Raw genomic sequence first — 15,680 nt, 5'->3', positions numbered from 1 at the left:
AATTGGTATCAACTTTTTGTCGGTAAGGTCATCAATCATGAATCAATTAGGTACTGCGCTGTGTAAATCTGCAACAAAAGTCATGCTGTTAGGTGCTGGAGAGTTAGGCAAAGAAGTTGCGATTGAATGTCAACGATTGGGCATCGAAGTTATTGCGGTTGATCGCTATGATAATGCGCCAGCGATGCATATTGCACACCGCAGTTATACGATAAACATGCTTGATGGCGAAGCGCTGAAGCAAATAGTCTCTCTGGAAAAACCCGATATTATCGTGCCTGAAATTGAAGCGATTGCGACACAGGTATTGATGGAGCTTGAACAGCAAGGACAAAAAGTGGTTCCATCTGCGAAAGCCATTGTACTTACTATGGATAGAGAAGGGATCCGTCGTTTAGCGGCAGAAGAGTTGAAATTGCCAACATCAGAGTACCAATTTGTAGACAGTAAACCCGATTTTATTGCAGCGGCAGAAAAAATTGGGTTTCCCTGTATTGTTAAGCCTGTGATGAGTTCATCAGGAAAGGGACAAAGTGTGATCCGCTCTCGAGCAGAATTAGATCAGGCTTGGGATTATTCCCAGCAAGGTGGGCGAGCAGGGCAGGGGCGTGTAATTGTTGAAAAAATGGTTAATTTTGATTTTGAAATTACATTGTTAACAGTCAGTGCAGTGGATGGTATTCACTTTTGTGCGCCTATAGGTCACCGACAAGAAAAAGGGGATTACCGTGAGTCTTGGCAGCCGCAGTACATGAGTGAGGCTGCGTTGAAAAAAGCGCAAGACATTGCCAAGAAAATTGTAACCTCTCTAGGAGGTTATGGAATATTTGGTGTTGAATTATTCGTATGTGGTGACGATATCATTTTTAATGAGGTTTCGCCTCGTCCCCATGATACGGGGATGGTGACGCTTATTTCGCAGAGTTTATCTGAATTTGCATTACATGTTCGTGCATTTCTTGGTTTCCCAATTGGCGTGATCCGTCAATATGGGCCGAGTGCTTCAGCGGTTATTTTACCTAATTTACAAAGCCAAAATGTGGTTTTTTCAAATATTGGTGCTGCTTTGGGGTCTGACACCCAATTACGGTTATTTGGTAAACCTGAAATTGCAGGAACTCGTCGGTTAGGTGTGGCTTTGGCGATTGCGGATTCTATTGAAAATGCATTAGATATGGCTAAGAAAACCGCGAATACAGTGTGTGTTTCTGGTTGATCTTGATGAATTTTGCGCTCAATGACTCTAAGTGAGTGAGCGCTTGTATACTTTAATTTTAACTTTGAGATTATCTTCATATAAGACTTTATTTACCTTTATTCCTAGTTTCACTGAAATAGATATCCGCTATCTTTAATTAAGCGAGTATTTAATAGAGCAAAGTTGATGAGCTTAGCGTCTTATCACTTAGTAGGCATAAAAGTAGAATAAGGAAAGTTATGATGATTCATTATGTAGTTGGTTTAATGTCATTAGGATTAATATCTTTTTTATCAACAGCGCAAAATCTTGAACAACAATTCAGTTTATGGGTAGAGAACGAAAAAGATAAAATCGAGTGTTTTGAGCAACAATCTTCATTTAAGTATTGCTTAGGTAAATCATCGAATAAAGGCTTAGCTGTTTTTGACCAAAAAGGACAAGAGATTTATCAACTTTACTATTTTGATAATTGGCCTGATGAAGCGCAAGACGGGGTATATCGAATTCGCAAAGAAAATAAAATTGGTTTTGCAGACGCAATTACTGGGGAAATCGTGGTTGATGCAATTTATGATTGCGCGTATCCCTTTGAAGCAGGGAAAGCGAAAGTCGGTATCGGATGTGAAACGCAAACAGATGGTGAACACAGTTGGTGGGTTGGTGGTAAATGGACAACAATTACACGCCAATAGCACATAGATATTATAAAGCTTTAGATAACCTAACTTTGAGATTTCACGTTATTAGTGAAATTTGTTTACAATAAACTTCATTTTATTCATATGAGTTACATTTTTTAACTTATTGAAAACAAATCAGAATCGTTATGTGGATCACATTTTTGACCTCATATTCCCTTCCTTAAAACCATTTAAAGTAAAAAACAAACCGCTTAATTCTATATGGCACCACTTAGCATAACTTTAGTCATTTGCTGAGTGTAATTTCATACCATATACACCATGGCAGAGCTCAATTTTTTAATTCAATACAGTTCAACCACTGCCAATTAAAAAACCATCAACGATAAATGATAAGCAACGAAAACACAGCGATATCGTTTTTTAAGATGGTTAATACAAAATCAATGGCATGTTCGTTTTACCTCAGAAGGGTGTTCTATGAACAAAAATGGTATTTTAAAGCACATTCCGTGGATGATCCTCGGGATAATCGGTGCAGTCTGTTTAGGGGTTGTTGCACTCAGACGCGGTGAGCACATTAGTGCGCTGTGGATTGTCGTCGCTTCTGTGGCGGTGTATCTCATCGCATATCGTTATTACAGCTTATATATTGCTAAGAAAGTGATGAAGCTGGACGAAACACGTGCGACCCCAGCCGTCATTAATAATGATGGTTTAAACTATGTTCCGACAAATAAAAATGTTCTATTTGGTCACCACTTTGCCGCGATTGCAGGGGCTGGGCCATTAGTCGGACCCGTTCTTGCGGCGCAAGTAGGCTATTTACCCGGTACCTTATGGTTACTAGCTGGGGTTGTGTTAGCCGGTGCGGTGCAAGATTTCATGGTGTTATTTATTTCATCACGCCGTAATGGTGCATCATTAGGGGAAATTGTTAAAGAGGAGCTTGGCCCAATTCCGGGAACGCTAGCGCTCTTTGGGTGCTTCCTAATCATGATCATTATCCTTGCTGTATTAGCATTGATTGTGGTGAAAGCCTTGGCAGAAAGCCCATGGGGTGTCTTTACCGTTGTTTCGACAGTGCCTATCGCATTGTTTATGGGGATATATATGCGATATATCCGGCCGGGACGCGTAGGTGAAGTTTCTGTTATCGGTATTGTTCTGTTAGTTGCTTCCATTTGGTTTGGTGGTGTGATTGCTCATGACCCATACTGGGGCCCAGCACTGACATTCAAAGACACGACGATTACTTATGCGTTAGTCGGTTATGCGTTTGTTTCAGCATTATTACCTGTATGGTTAATTTTAGCGCCTCGTGACTATTTAGCGACCTTCCTGAAAATTGGGGTTATTGTTGGTTTAGCGATTGGTATCGTTATTCTAAACCCTGAATTAAAAATGCCAGCCGTTACGCAATTTGTTGATGGCTCCGGTCCTGTTTGGAAAGGTACTCTATTCCCATTCTTATTTATTACCATTGCTTGTGGTGCGGTATCCGGTTTCCATGCGCTTATTTCTTCAGGGACAACACCTAAGTTATTAGCAAACGAAAAAGATGCGCGTTACATCGGTTATGGTGCAATGTTAATGGAATCATTTGTTGCGATTATGGCACTGGTAGCGGCTTCTATTATCGAACCAGGCTTGTATTTTGCAATGAATACACCACCTGCGGCGTTGGGTATTACTATGCCTAACTTACATGAACTGGGTGGTCCAGATGGCGCAGCTATCATGGCTCAGCTCAAAGATGTGTCTGTTCATGCAGCCGCTACAGTGAGTTCATGGGGCTTTGTGATTTCACCTGAGCAAATCATGCAAACAGCGAAAGATATTGGTGAGCCTTCGGTGTTAAACCGTGCAGGTGGTGCGCCGACATTAGCGGTAGGTATTGCGTATGTTTTCCATGAAATCATGCCTGCGGCAAATATGGGTTTCTGGTATCACTTTGGTATTCTGTTTGAAGCTCTGTTTATCTTAACCGCATTGGATGCAGGAACCCGTTCTGGCCGCTTTATGCTGCAAGATTTATTAGGTAACTTTGTTCCGTTCTTGAAGAAAACCGATTCACTGGTTGCGGGTATCATCGGTACAGCGGGCTGTGTTGGGTTATGGGGTTACTTATTGTATCAAGGTGTTGTTGACCCACTGGGCGGTGTTAAGAGCCTATGGCCTCTGTTCGGTATCTCGAACCAAATGTTAGCTGCGGTTGCTTTAGTCTTAAGTACAGTTGTATTGATTAAGATGAAACGCAGTAAATACATTATGGTGACTGTCTTACCTGCGGTATGGCTATTAATCTGTACAACTTGGGCATTAGGACTGAAATTATTCAGTGATAATCCACAACTGGAAGGGTTCCTATATTTAGCTAAATCTTATAAAGATAAGATTGCGGCAGGTGGTGCAGAGTTAACTGCACAGGAAATTACTAATATGAATCACATTATTATTAATAACTACACCAACGCTGGGCTGAGTATTCTATTCTTAGTGGTTGTTTACGGTATCATTTTCTACGGTATCCGTGTTGGGATGAAAGCACACAAAAACCCAGAGCGTACAGACAAAGAAACACCTTATGTTCCTGTACCTGAAGAGGGCGTGAAAGTTTCATCTTCACATTAAGTCACCCTTCAACGGATTTGAACATCGAAAGGTGTTCAATAAATGAAAGGTCGCCCTACATTATGTGCTCATGATGTAGGGCATTTGTATTGGAGAGGCTGATGTTTGGAAATCTCGGCAAAACAGGAAAATACCTCGGGCAAGCCGCACGTATGTTAATTGGTATTCCTGATTATGATACATATGTGCAGCATATGAGTGATAATCACCCAGATAAACCTGTGATGACATATAAAGAATTTTTTCGCGAAAGACAAGATGCACGGTATGGTGGTAGTGGTAAAGGCGGATTTCGCTGCTGTTAATCAATGAAGTGTGAGGGCAATAATGAAACCTATTAGCGTAACAATTTTAACCGGTTTTCTCGGCGCAGGTAAAACGACTCTCCTTAGCCATATTCTTCATGCTGAGCATGGTCATAAAATCGCAGTGATTGAAAATGAGTTCGGTGAAGTCCCCATTGATAACGCAATAATTGGTGATCGTGCGACACAAATTACTACATTAAGTAATGGGTGTATTTGTTGTAGCCGTTCGAATGAATTAGAAAATGCCTTATTAGACCTATTAGATGGCCTTGATAGTGGAAAATTAGACTTTGACCGTCTGGTTATTGAATGCACTGGCATGGCAGATCCCGGGCCGATCACGCAAACCTTTTTTTCCCATGAAGTCCTATGCGAACGTTATGTATTAGATGGTATTATTACATTAGTGGATGCAGTTCACGCTGATAAACAATTAAATGATTTCGCCATTGCTCAAGCGCAAATTGGCTACGCAGACCGTATTTTATTGACCAAAACTGATATTGAGCCAAATAATGAAGCTTTAATTGAACGTTTACAACGAATTAATGCAAGGGCACCGATTTACCCCGTCATTCACGGTGATATTGACCTGAGTATGTTATTAGATATCGACGGTTTTTTATTGGATTCACAATTGAATGTTAAACAACCGACATTCCGTTTCGCCCCTAAACAACAAAATGAAGTGGGCTCGATTGTTCTCGAATTTAATTACCCGGTTGAACTGATGGCGGTTTCTCAGGTAATGGAAGAATTATTACTTGGTTTTGCAGATAATTTACTGCGCTATAAAGGGATCCTTTCCATTGTGAATGAGCCAAAGCGCTTATTATTCCAAGGTGTTCAGCGTCTTTATAGTGCGGATTGGGATAGAGACTGGGAAGTTGATGAACAACGCCGCAGTGTATTAGTGTTTATTGGTATTGATCTACCAGAAGATATAATTCGTGAAAAATTCGCAGCCCTAGAAGTTAATTCAAAATAGAGCAATTCAAAAAAAAAAGCCAACCCCTAGGAGCATACACAAGTATGTGGCCTAGGGTTGGCGAATGTAGCTAACAACGCTACGGCGTTAAGGACGCGCTTTAGCGGCCATAATTTCAATAATCTGCACGTCAGTATGTCTCATAGAACCCGCAGCTAAAGAACATAAATTGGCAATGGACTGGTCGACATCATCAGAAACAATACCATCCGACCCTCTGACACAGCTATTATCTAATGCCATTAGCACGGCTTTATAAGCGGCACTCGCACTGGTTGACACTTTCATTGCACAACTGTTTGATGCACCATCACAAATCATACCACTAACATCACCAATCATACTGGAAATTGCCATTGCGACGACTTCATAGCGGGATTCTAGTAACCAAGCGATGCCTGCAGCAGCCCCCATAGCTGCTGTTGTCGCAGCACATAGTGCCGATAATGCAGGAAGCTGATTGTGAATATAAATCGCCATTAAGTGTGACAACATTAAGGCTCGAGCCAGTTGCTCTTCAGAAGATTGCAAATAATCAGCCGTGACAACCACGGGCATGGTTGCTGCAATACCTTGGTTACCTGACCCTGAATTACTCATTGCGGGCAACACAGCCCCTCCCATGCGTGCATCAGAAGCCGCGGAGGTACGGATCATAATTTCTGACATTAAGTCTTTTGAAAGCAAACCACGGTCTCGCTGGGTTTGTAATGTTTTGCCGATATGTAAGCCATAAACATTGCGTAAACCTTCTTGAGATAAGGCTTCGTTTAAATGCGCGGCTTCAAGAATAAAACGAATATCCTCTAAAGGCGCTTCGGTGGCAAATTGATACACAGACTTAGCAGTGACTGGCGGTAGTGGGACGTCAGCTGCGCAGTCAATTGGAGATTCATGGTGAGGTTGAGCCGTTGTGGCATCAAATACGGTGTGATTGTTATGAATAATTTTAACAATATTCGTATGTGACCCTGCAATGATGACGGTTGCGGATTCCGTTTGGGTATATACCGTGGCTTCGGAGTAGATAACATCGTCGCAAGGGTGCTTAATATCAACGGTAATAGCCCCTTGTGCTAACATGGTTTTACTTAATGCAATGGCATCCGCAGATGCTGATTTTAATACTTCTAAACCTGCTTCAGCATCACCGCCAACTGCACCAAGGGCTGCAGCAATGGGTAGACCAACCATTCCTGTTCCGGGTACGGTTACGCCCATACCATTTTTCATGAGGTTAGGGGAAACGAAAGCACAGACTCGGGTCACTTTGCCATCAAGAAATGAAGCCGCTTTGGCGGCAGCATATGCCAATGAAATTGGCTCAGTACAACCTAAGGCAGGCTTTACTTCTTGCTTTACTGCGTTGATAAAATATTGCCAAAGTAGTGGTTGTGATTGAGCATGCATGGCAAGTCCCCTTAATAAAATCTTTTTTGATTTTATTATTTTAAACAACAGTCTGGAGAAAAACTTCACTAAGTTAGGGGATTTAAAGAGAGTGGAGAGAAATATTATCTCTAATTTGAATTATAAAAATGAAAAATTTCTAACTTTGAGCTTAGTCACAAAAGTCCTGCCTATAATATTCGGCAGGACTGAGTGATAACTGCACAGATTAGCTTTCTACATCAAGACGCTTACTTTGCCACTTACGTGAACGCCAGCGCCATGCATTGGTTAAGCCGCGCAACCATTCATCAGCAAAGAAACCTAACCAAATACCTAAGAGGCCCATCTCCATTTTTATGCCTAAGAAGTAGCCTAATGGGATAGCGACGCCCCACATAAAAATAATAGCGGTACACAGAGGAAAGCGAGCATCGCCAGAGGCACGCAAGGCATTTACCATCACGATATTAATTGTTCTGCCGGGCTCTAAGAACACCGAAAGTAAAAATAATGGCAGCAGTACCTTAATAATACCTTGGTCATCAGTAATATTATTTAAGATAGGATCACGGAATAACCAAAAGGCAATAACGACACCAATTGTTACGTAAAAACCCATTTTAAGGCTTTTTACACCGCGCCTAAAGGCATCTTCAAAGCGTTTTGCTCCAACAAGGTGGCCAACCATAATTTCATTACCAATACTGATAGAGATCCCGAACAGCATGATAAACAATGACAATTGGAAATAGAGCGTTTGTGCCGCAAGAGACGTTTCCCCCATAAGGCCGATAAACGCAGATGCGGTCATAAAATGGAGGATCCACACAAGATTTTCCCCCGCAGAGGGTAATCCAATATGTAAAATCTTACCCAACATTTTCCGTGACCAGTGTATTAACATCATTGGGACAAATTTAATTCTCAGCCCATAAAACAGTAGGCAGAAAAGTAAAATAACGGCAACAATACGCCCAACGACTGTTGACCAAGCAACGCCTTCAAGGCCGTATTGTGGTAAGCCGAAGAAACCATAAAGCACAATGATATTACCAAATACTGTAATCACATTAGCGATTAATGTGACCCACATTGCGGGTTGCGCTTTACCATAAACCCGCAAGCATGCCGCTAAAATAATTGAAATCGCTTCAGGGATTAAACAAATCCCTAGAATACGTAAATAAGTATAACCATCAGCCATTAAATGCGATGGCATATTCATAATAGTTAGAATGCTATAGCCAAAAAATAACGCAACTAATGCGCTGGAAAAACCAAGAATAAAGTTAAACGCGATTGAAATATGAATCGCTTGGCTGGCTTTTTCTCGGCGGCCTGCCCCTAGGTATTGGGCTATAACAACGCTACACCCCACACTGATAAAGTTAAAAATAGTGATAAATAGGTCAAACACTTGGTTTCCCACCCCCATAGCAGCAAGGTAGGCTGTAGACACGTGACTAACCATGTAGGTATTAATTAATAATGTGGCCAAATGAAGAAAAATATCGATAAAAATTGGCCAGCTGAGCGAAAAGAGTGACCGCTCAGTCACATCGGATTGATGCATTGAGAACCTTTATATATTCATGAATGATAGGGAAAGCTTTCTGATGGGCTAATTCTACATGGATTTCAACAATGAAAATAGGGTTAAAATGCGTCTGATTTAATTAGGCTAATGTTTTGTTTACTTTTAATTATTCTGTTAAATTCAATTTCGCTATAAATAATTTAATGAGCAACATCAGAACTGTATAGGAGCAAAAATGACAAAAATTAAAGCAGCAATAGTGGGCTACGGTAACATTGGTCGCTATGCACTAGAAGCTGTTCTGGCCGCTGAGGATTTTGAGTTAGTCGGGGTAGTTCGTCGCAATACGCAAGATATTCCTGCTGAGCTTTCTGGATATAAAGTGGTTGATGATATTGAAAAACTTGGGAAAGTGGATGTTGCACTCTTGTGTTCACCAACGCGTGCTATCGGCCCATTAGCAGCTAAAGTTTTGAGCCTCGGTATTAATACGGTTGATAGTTTTGACGTGCATTCAGATATTGTGGCGCTAAAACACAGCTTAGATGACGTTGCGAAACAGCATAATAGCGTGGCGGTTGTTTCTGCCGGATGGGATCCTGGCTCGGATTCGATTATGCGTACATTGATGCTAGCAATGGCACCAAAAGGGGTAACTTATACGAATTTTGGTCCAGGGATGAGTATGGGACACAGTGTGGCCGCTAAAGCTATCAATGGCGTAAAAGATGCCCTTTCTGTCACAATTCCATTAGGAACAGGGGTTCATCGTCGTATGGTTTATGTTGAATTAGACGGAGGCGCTAAGTTCGATGAGGTGGCTCAAGCGATTAAAGCAGACAGCTACTTTTCTTCTGATGAAACACATATTCGTCAGGTGGATAGCATTGATGCATTAAAAGATGTTGGGCACGGTGTGCACATGACTCATAAAGGGGTTTCAGGGGCAACACATAACCAGTTGTTCGAATATTCAATGCGCATTAATAACCCTGCACTGACTTCTCAATTTATGGTTTCTGCCGCACGAGCGACGATGAAACAAGCAGCAGGCGCATATACAGTGATTGAAATTCCACCAGTGAATTTCTTACAAGGTGATTTAGATACGCTGATCGCCAAACTGGTTTAATTAAATTTAATCTATCTGTGGCATGACATTTATTCGTTCATGCCATCTTGTCGATATTTCTTACACTTTACCTCGCTTTGAACCTGCCATTCAGACTTTAGCCACTGTTTATTTTTTGTGTGATCAAGTAGCTTATTAATAAAGTGATATTGGTGAGATGGAGTGAGCTAATGGTAAAACCACCAAGGAATGGGAAAGATAAAAACCAAGGTTTTTTCCCAGAACAATCTTCAGTAAAAAGTGTGAAGGAGAACCCGCATTCTTTCAGTATTATTCGTGCTTTTTCTAAAATAATAAACTACGGTTTTTCATTGTTTTATGTTGGTTTTATTCTATCTGTATGGTTTTTTCCTGAATACTATACGGTAGAAATTATTTATAACCTGACGTTGATCCTGATTTTTGAATTTATTTTAGTTCACTCGGGCGTCTTTATGGCGGTATTTCGTGATTGGCGAGTATTAACGTTATTTGCTCTTTTCTATGGTCTTTTTGCACTGGCCATCAATATGTCAGTATTAGGTGATTCCCCATTAATTTTATATTTATACAGTGCCACTGTTGCCAATCGAATGCTTTTTGGTTTAACCAGCCGAACAGAGCAAGAACGTTCAGAAAATATGGGCTATTCAGCATTAATGGCACTCAATTTTATGTTCTGTATTTTCTCGGTGTTAATTTTATCTTTCCTCGTGCCTTATGGCGGATTAACGCCTGAATATTTAAGGTCGATTGACTATTATTCGAGTATTTCTAGCGGTGGTGAATTCCCGGAGAAACCCCATGTGGCTTTTGCCTTTGGCGTGCTCTACTTTGGTATGCCTATATTTATGGCTTGTCTAACACATTTCTTATGCAAAGGGCATTCTATTTACCAGGAAAAAGGGAAGTAACTTTCGTGGCTAGAAAGATAAAAAAACGCCTACCGAAGTAGGCGCCTGGTGTTGGCAAAATATAAAGTAAAAAAACTAACGTGTAATTGATTTAAATTTTTGTGTGGTGGCGGTTAATGCCACTTCTGTTGGTAAACGTTCCATTGAGCTGGCACCATAGAAACCATGGCAATCAGGGCAGTTGGCTAAAATATATTCAGCATCTTCAGGGGTGGCTATTGGGCCACCGTGGCACAGAACAATCACATCTTCGCGTACTGATTTTGCCGCTTTTGCCCATTCATTGATTAGTGGAACGCAATCTTTGAGCGTCAGGGCGGTTTCTGCTCCAATATTACCCCCAGTCGTTAGCCCCATATGTGGCACAATAATGTCGGCACCAGCTTGAGTCATCGCAATGGCATCTTCAGCGCTAAAAACGTAAGGCGTAGTGAGCAAATCTTTCTCATGAGCGAGACGGATCATCTCAACTTCTAACCCATAGCCCATTCCTGTTTCTTCTAAATTGGCGCGGAAATTGCCATCAATTAAGCCGACGGTAGGGAAATTTTGTACTCCTGCGAAGCCTGTTGCTTTGATGTCATCGAGGAATTTATCGAATTGGCAGAATGGGTCTGTTCCATTCACACCCGCAAGGACAGGAGTATGTTTTACTACGGGTAAAACCTCTTTTGCCATATCCATAACGATTTCATTCGCATTGCCATAGGCTAATAAGCCTGCAAGTGAACCTCTACCTGCCATGCGGTAACGGCCTGAGTTATAGATAACGATTAAATCGATACCGCCTGCTTCTTCACATTTAGCCGATAGCCCTGTTCCTGCACCACCACCGATGATTGGTTCTCCCCGAGCAATCATGTCTCTAAATTTTTTTAATAAATCTGCGCGGTTATGTTTCATAGTTAACCTCTATTATTTGTTCAAAATTTCCTGGTGAAGCTGAATAACCTGGTCACAAAACTCTGTGGAGTTAATATGATAAGGACTCAAAATAAGTTGTCTTTTCTCTGTTATTATTAAATTTGCTGTTAAAGCATCAATGAAGGCTTGATCTGCGATAGGATCCCAAAATGGAGCACCATCAACATCTAATGCTGAAAAGCCTGCTGTTGGGATGATAAAGCGCACTTCACCATTACAACGATTTAATTTTTCTGCAATCCAACGACCCATTTGCTGATTTTCTTCTTTGGTCGTTCTCATTAAAGTGACTTGAGCGTTGTGATGATAAAATAAGCGATTTTGGTAGTGTTCGGGCACAGTCGAAGGGCGGCCGAAATTCACCATATCGAGAGCTCCACAAGACATCACGCAAGGGGTTTGAGTGCGTTCAATGGCACCAAAACGGTCTTCATCACACGCTAATACCCCACCAAATAAATAATCACATACTTCGGTGGTTGTAATATCTAAAACAGAATGTAATAACTGGCTATCAATCAGTTTTTCCATGGCTTTGCCACCACTGCCAGTCGCATGGAAGACTAGACAGTCATATTGCGCCTCTAACTCTGTTGTGAGCTGCTGTACGCATGGGGTCGTTACTCCGAACATGGTTAGTGCAATTGCTGGTTTTAAGTCATGCGGTTGTTCTTCGTCGTCAAACCAAACAGCTCCTGCTATTTGATTAGCAGCATTTTTTAATACTTTGCGGGAAATGATATTCAAACCTGATACATCAGTGACGGAGTACATCATCGAAATATCACTCGCGCCGATATAACCAGAAATATCCCCTGATGCCATTGTGGAAACCATTAATTTTGGAATACCTACGGGCAATACTTGCATGGCGGGTGTAATGAGTGCGGTTCCACCCGAACCACCTAAACCAAGAATAGCGGCAACATCTGTTTGTGCAGCAAGATAAAGGCTGAAAGCGTGTGCCATAGCTTCAATGGCTTTACCGCGGTCACCACAGAAAACGGCCTCAGTACCAAGTGGATGAAAACTTGCGACAGTGTGTGCGCTGATATCTGCGTTTTTTTCTAATTGCGTTGGTTGTGTTGTCAGGTCAACAGTACGTACCGCCAATCCGGCGTTTTTGATTAATTCACTAACATAAAATAGTTCAGCACTTTTAGTGTCAAGCGTCGTTACAATATAAATAAAACCCGGATGTTTTTTCATATACAAACCCTTTCAGAGTAAAACGAGCGTTGAATTTTTCATCATAATGAGACTATAGTATCATTGCGGTTGATTGTAAAATGAGATTGCAGTCTCATTTTTGGTTTATTATGACGTTATTGACTGATAATGTTTTTATCCTATTGATAAAATAGTATAAATTATTATTTATAGACCTGAGCTATTTTGAGTATATTTGGATATTTAAAAGATATAATTGTGATTGTTATGATTTTTGCTATTACTTTTAAATCACCTTTATGAATAATTTCTTTAAATCATCAACCAAGTGCATTTACCTATTCACACTTATATGTTTTCATGAGCTCTAACTCATTTTATAGTAAGTGACAGTATTTTAAGGATAAATTAATGTCTAAAACTAATTCACATTCAGAATACAAAGGGACACGAAAACGAACCTATGTATTGTTGATTAAGACGGCTTTAGATTTATTTGAAAAAGGGGCGATGCCTTCTGTTTCGGAGTTGGCACTTGAGGCGGGAGTTTCTCGTGCGACAGCTTATCGTTATTTTCCGACACAAGCCGATTTAATTACCGCAACGGTTAATGAAAGTTTAGGTCCTATTTTAACTTGGCGCCCGCAAAGTGAGCAAACCGAAGAGCGTATTGACGAGCTATTAACCTATGCTTTTCCACGTATGTTTGAACATGAAGGTGTTTTGCGAGCCGCGCTGCAAGTATCATTACAGCAGTGGGCACAGGGGCGAGCAGCTCCACAAAGCATTAAAGATAAGCGTCTAGAACGGGGTAATCGTAAAGAAATTCTTGCAATGGTCACATCGCCAATGAAATCAGAATATCCGCAAGAAATTATTGATAAAGTGATTCGTGCCTTTTCTGTTATTTATGGTTCTGAAATATTTTTAGTACTAAAAGATATTTGGAAAATGGATGATGCTCAAGTAACACAATTAGCACAATGGATGTCCAAAGCGGTTATGAACCAAGCTCATGCTGATAACATAAAGAGAAAAAAATAAATTTATCACTGTACCGTGTCAGTCTAAGTTAAAAAGATTTTTTCAGACCAAGTTAAAATAATAAGATCAAAACCTAATAAATAGATAAATGTTGGTGGATATCACTAGAGTGATAAATAAATAAAAACTAAAGCTATATGGCTTAAATAATATGATATAAATTAGGGATATAAAAAGACTTAATGGTTAATACCATATGAAGAAATTATTAAAAATGATAGGTGGGATTTCCATCTGTGCTTTAATCGGTGGCGGGCTTACTTACCTAGGAGTTCCCCTTGCATTGATGTTTGGCCCGATCATTGCCATTATCATTTTTCATCGTTTTGGTATTTCCTTCGCAATTCCTAAACACACCATTAGTTTTGTTCAAGTCACGTTGGGAACCTCTGTGGGCTTGATGTTCAATCAAGTATCTCTTAATGAAGCGGACAATTTATTTCTTTTATTATTGATGTTAGTTGTTTGTTTGGCTGTGCAATTTTCGTTTAGTTTTTTTTGGTTTTACCGGAAAGTCGGTTGGACAAAACAAGAGGCAATGCTTGGCTCTGTACCCGGTGCTATGGCGGCAATCCTCGCATTAACAGACCACACCCATACACCGCCTCAGAAAATTGTTATTTCCCATACAATTCGCTTAATTATTCTTATCTTATTAGCAGGAATTGTTGTTGGCAGTGATGGTGACCCACAACCGATAATAGAATTGCCAGAATTGACATTAATTTCAACGGGATGGCTACTGCTTATTATTGCTGTTGGGGTGATTTCAGGGGCCATTTTACAGCGTTTAAAAGTTCCTGCGCCTTTTATGTTGACGTCATTAGCGGCGGCAACACTCATTCAAGGTTGGGCTGATATCCCATTGAATTTTCCACTGATGTTGACTGAACTTAGTATGGTATTGATTGGGATGAACATTGGTAACCATTTCATTGTGTTCCCACTTTCCTCGTTGATTAAAAATATATACTCTTCAGCTCAAGTCGTGGTGGTTAATATCGTGCTGACTTTTCTTATCACGGTATTTGCATCTTGGATTACAGGCTATGATATTTCGGTGTTACTGTTAGCTTGGGCCCCGGGAAGTATGGAAGCGATGACATTCGCAGCAATTACCATGAATTTAGATGCAGGCTTTGTTATGTCAAACCATATTATCAGGATGGTAATTATTCAAAGTATTCCATCGATAGCTTTGTTTTGGCAAGAAAGAAGGCAGAAAAGAAAGAATAATTTAGAGTAAAGAAAGAAAACATGCAGGCGATATTTTGGCATGTTTTCTTGATGGGCTTTCTTATCAGCTTACTTGACGTAAGCAAAGAGGCCAAGAGAATCCCGTGCAAGGGACTGGCATTTAAACTCAGTGGTGAGTGGTATCCCTTTTAGGTCACTATAACTTTCTTTGTTAAGAGCGGTCATTTTTTCCGCATTATAGTTGCTAAGGTCCCATTTGTTACTTTTAGCAAAGTAAACAATGGCACGTTCAATTTCTCTATCTGGGATTTGTGAATACCCGCAATCATATTTTAGATAAATAAAAACGGCCGTGAGATCAGCAAGATCTTCAGCTTCGTTGTTGGAAAGGGCTCTGGCAGAATTGGTTATCCCTAACAGAGTCATTAAGCATGACATCAATATAAATTTGCGCATTCGTTATTCTATCTGTTTTCTATGTCAAGTTACGTTAGCATAAGAATAGAATTGTTAGTCAACTATATTTTTCTTAAATCCATGTAATAAACCCACATTTTTAGAGTGGCTTTATTGACCTTCCTGTAAGGGGAAGCTTTATCATACCTCCATTAAACCATGT

General features: G+C 40.5%; 14 protein-coding genes. 9 read left to right on the top strand and 5 right to left on the bottom strand.

The genetic code is table 11. From position 1 onward, the window contains the following. The first annotated feature begins 37 nt into the window (after positions 1 to 37). From purT to yjiA, 5 genes are all read left to right on the top strand, one after another. Positions 38 to 1,216, top strand: coding sequence for a formate-dependent phosphoribosylglycinamide formyltransferase (purT, locus tag SJ312_RS09140; protein WP_110592272.1), 1,179 nt, complete (start codon positions 38 to 40; stop codon positions 1,214 to 1,216). A 221-nt stretch (positions 1,217 to 1,437) separates the two neighbouring features. Then, positions 1,438 to 1,893 (top strand): hypothetical protein, encoded by a 456-nt coding sequence (locus SJ312_RS09135; RefSeq protein ID WP_004260591.1) that lies wholly within the window; start codon positions 1,438 to 1,440, stop codon positions 1,891 to 1,893. Between the two features lie 429 nt (positions 1,894 to 2,322). Then, entirely contained in the window at positions 2,323 to 4,476 is a 2,154-nt protein-coding gene (locus SJ312_RS09130; protein WP_153673139.1) for a carbon starvation CstA family protein, read from the top strand. 101 nt (positions 4,477 to 4,577) lie between these two features. Beyond that, a complete protein-coding gene (locus tag SJ312_RS09125) occupies positions 4,578 to 4,781 on the top strand; it encodes a YbdD/YjiX family protein (RefSeq protein WP_004260586.1) in 204 nt (67 codons plus the stop codon). Between the two features lie 22 nt (positions 4,782 to 4,803). Beyond that, a complete protein-coding gene (gene yjiA, locus SJ312_RS09120; RefSeq protein ID WP_153673140.1) occupies positions 4,804 to 5,772 on the top strand; it encodes a GTPase in 969 nt (322 codons plus the stop codon). Between the two features lie 87 nt (positions 5,773 to 5,859). Here the strand turns inward: yjiA and SJ312_RS09115 are convergent, their stop codons facing one another. Next, on the bottom strand, positions 5,860 to 7,182 hold the full coding sequence (locus SJ312_RS09115; protein ID WP_319867475.1) for a serine dehydratase subunit alpha family protein: 1,323 nt from the start codon (positions 7,180 to 7,182) through the stop codon (positions 5,860 to 5,862). 208 nt (positions 7,183 to 7,390) lie between these two features. Then, positions 7,391 to 8,737, bottom strand: a complete 1,347-nt coding sequence (locus SJ312_RS09110; RefSeq protein WP_004260574.1) for an MATE family efflux transporter — start codon at positions 8,735 to 8,737, stop codon at positions 7,391 to 7,393. A 199-nt stretch (positions 8,738 to 8,936) separates the two neighbouring features. Here SJ312_RS09110 and SJ312_RS09105 point away from each other — a divergent pair, with 199 nt between their 5' ends. Continuing rightward, complete coding sequence (locus SJ312_RS09105; protein ID WP_136133972.1) at positions 8,937 to 9,833, top strand: diaminopimelate dehydrogenase; 897 nt, start codon at positions 8,937 to 8,939, stop codon at positions 9,831 to 9,833. Positions 9,834 to 10,003: 170 nt separating this feature from the next. Beyond that, positions 10,004 to 10,726 carry a hypothetical protein gene (locus SJ312_RS09100; protein WP_243750220.1) on the top strand — a complete coding sequence of 241 codons (723 nt, stop codon included), beginning with the start codon at positions 10,004 to 10,006 and terminating at the stop codon, positions 10,724 to 10,726. A 75-nt stretch (positions 10,727 to 10,801) separates the two neighbouring features. Here SJ312_RS09100 and SJ312_RS09095 read toward each other — a convergent pair whose 3' ends face one another. Further along, a complete protein-coding gene (locus SJ312_RS09095; protein ID WP_110592269.1) occupies positions 10,802 to 11,629 on the bottom strand; it encodes a phosphoenolpyruvate hydrolase family protein in 828 nt (275 codons plus the stop codon). 12 nt (positions 11,630 to 11,641) lie between these two features. Next, positions 11,642 to 12,859, bottom strand: coding sequence for a Tm-1-like ATP-binding domain-containing protein (locus tag SJ312_RS09090; RefSeq protein WP_004260566.1), 1,218 nt, complete (start codon positions 12,857 to 12,859; stop codon positions 11,642 to 11,644). A gap of 372 nt (positions 12,860 to 13,231) precedes the next feature. Between SJ312_RS09090 and SJ312_RS09085 the strand changes: the two genes are divergently transcribed. Further along, complete coding sequence (locus SJ312_RS09085) at positions 13,232 to 13,864, top strand: TetR/AcrR family transcriptional regulator (RefSeq protein WP_110592267.1); 633 nt, start codon at positions 13,232 to 13,234, stop codon at positions 13,862 to 13,864. 196 nt (positions 13,865 to 14,060) lie between these two features. Next, positions 14,061 to 15,110 (top strand): AbrB family transcriptional regulator, encoded by a 1,050-nt coding sequence (locus SJ312_RS09080; RefSeq protein ID WP_110592266.1) that lies wholly within the window; start codon positions 14,061 to 14,063, stop codon positions 15,108 to 15,110. Between the two features lie 59 nt (positions 15,111 to 15,169). Here SJ312_RS09080 and SJ312_RS09075 read toward each other — a convergent pair whose 3' ends face one another. Beyond that, positions 15,170 to 15,517: a YacC family pilotin-like protein gene (locus tag SJ312_RS09075; RefSeq protein WP_096863287.1), complete on the bottom strand. Its 348-nt coding sequence runs from the start codon at positions 15,515 to 15,517 to the stop codon at positions 15,170 to 15,172. Between the last annotated feature and the right edge of the window lie 163 nt (positions 15,518 to 15,680).

Origin of the sequence: Providencia sp. CIM-Carb-044 (assembly GCF_033901115.1) — a bacterium.
Taxonomy (GTDB): Bacteria; Pseudomonadota; Gammaproteobacteria; order Enterobacterales; family Enterobacteriaceae; genus Providencia; species Providencia hangzhouensis.
This window is presented reverse-complemented; position numbering and strand designations above follow the sequence as displayed.

Excerpts from the sequence above, each read along its gene's own strand:
- purT (WP_110592272.1), top strand. The coding sequence starts at position 38 with ATGAATCAATTAGGTACTGCGCTGTGTAAATCTGCAACAAAAGTCATG.
- SJ312_RS09135 (WP_004260591.1), top strand. The coding sequence starts at position 1,438 with ATGATGATTCATTATGTAGTTGGTTTAATGTCATTAGGATTAATATCT.
- SJ312_RS09130 (WP_153673139.1), top strand. The coding sequence starts at position 2,323 with ATGAACAAAAATGGTATTTTAAAGCACATTCCGTGGATGATCCTCGGG.
- SJ312_RS09125 (WP_004260586.1), top strand. The coding sequence starts at position 4,578 with ATGTTTGGAAATCTCGGCAAAACAGGAAAATACCTCGGGCAAGCCGCA.
- yjiA (WP_153673140.1), top strand. The coding sequence starts at position 4,804 with ATGAAACCTATTAGCGTAACAATTTTAACCGGTTTTCTCGGCGCAGGT.
- SJ312_RS09115 (WP_319867475.1), bottom strand. The coding sequence starts at position 7,182 with ATGCATGCTCAATCACAACCACTACTTTGGCAATATTTTATCAACGCA.
- SJ312_RS09110 (WP_004260574.1), bottom strand. The coding sequence starts at position 8,737 with ATGCATCAATCCGATGTGACTGAGCGGTCACTCTTTTCGCTCAGCTGG.
- SJ312_RS09105 (WP_136133972.1), top strand. The coding sequence starts at position 8,937 with ATGACAAAAATTAAAGCAGCAATAGTGGGCTACGGTAACATTGGTCGC.
- SJ312_RS09100 (WP_243750220.1), top strand. The coding sequence starts at position 10,004 with ATGGTAAAACCACCAAGGAATGGGAAAGATAAAAACCAAGGTTTTTTC.
- SJ312_RS09095 (WP_110592269.1), bottom strand. The coding sequence starts at position 11,629 with ATGAAACATAACCGCGCAGATTTATTAAAAAAATTTAGAGACATGATT.
- SJ312_RS09090 (WP_004260566.1), bottom strand. The coding sequence starts at position 12,859 with ATGAAAAAACATCCGGGTTTTATTTATATTGTAACGACGCTTGACACT.
- SJ312_RS09085 (WP_110592267.1), top strand. The coding sequence starts at position 13,232 with ATGTCTAAAACTAATTCACATTCAGAATACAAAGGGACACGAAAACGA.
- SJ312_RS09080 (WP_110592266.1), top strand. The coding sequence starts at position 14,061 with ATGAAGAAATTATTAAAAATGATAGGTGGGATTTCCATCTGTGCTTTA.
- SJ312_RS09075 (WP_096863287.1), bottom strand. The coding sequence starts at position 15,517 with ATGCGCAAATTTATATTGATGTCATGCTTAATGACTCTGTTAGGGATA.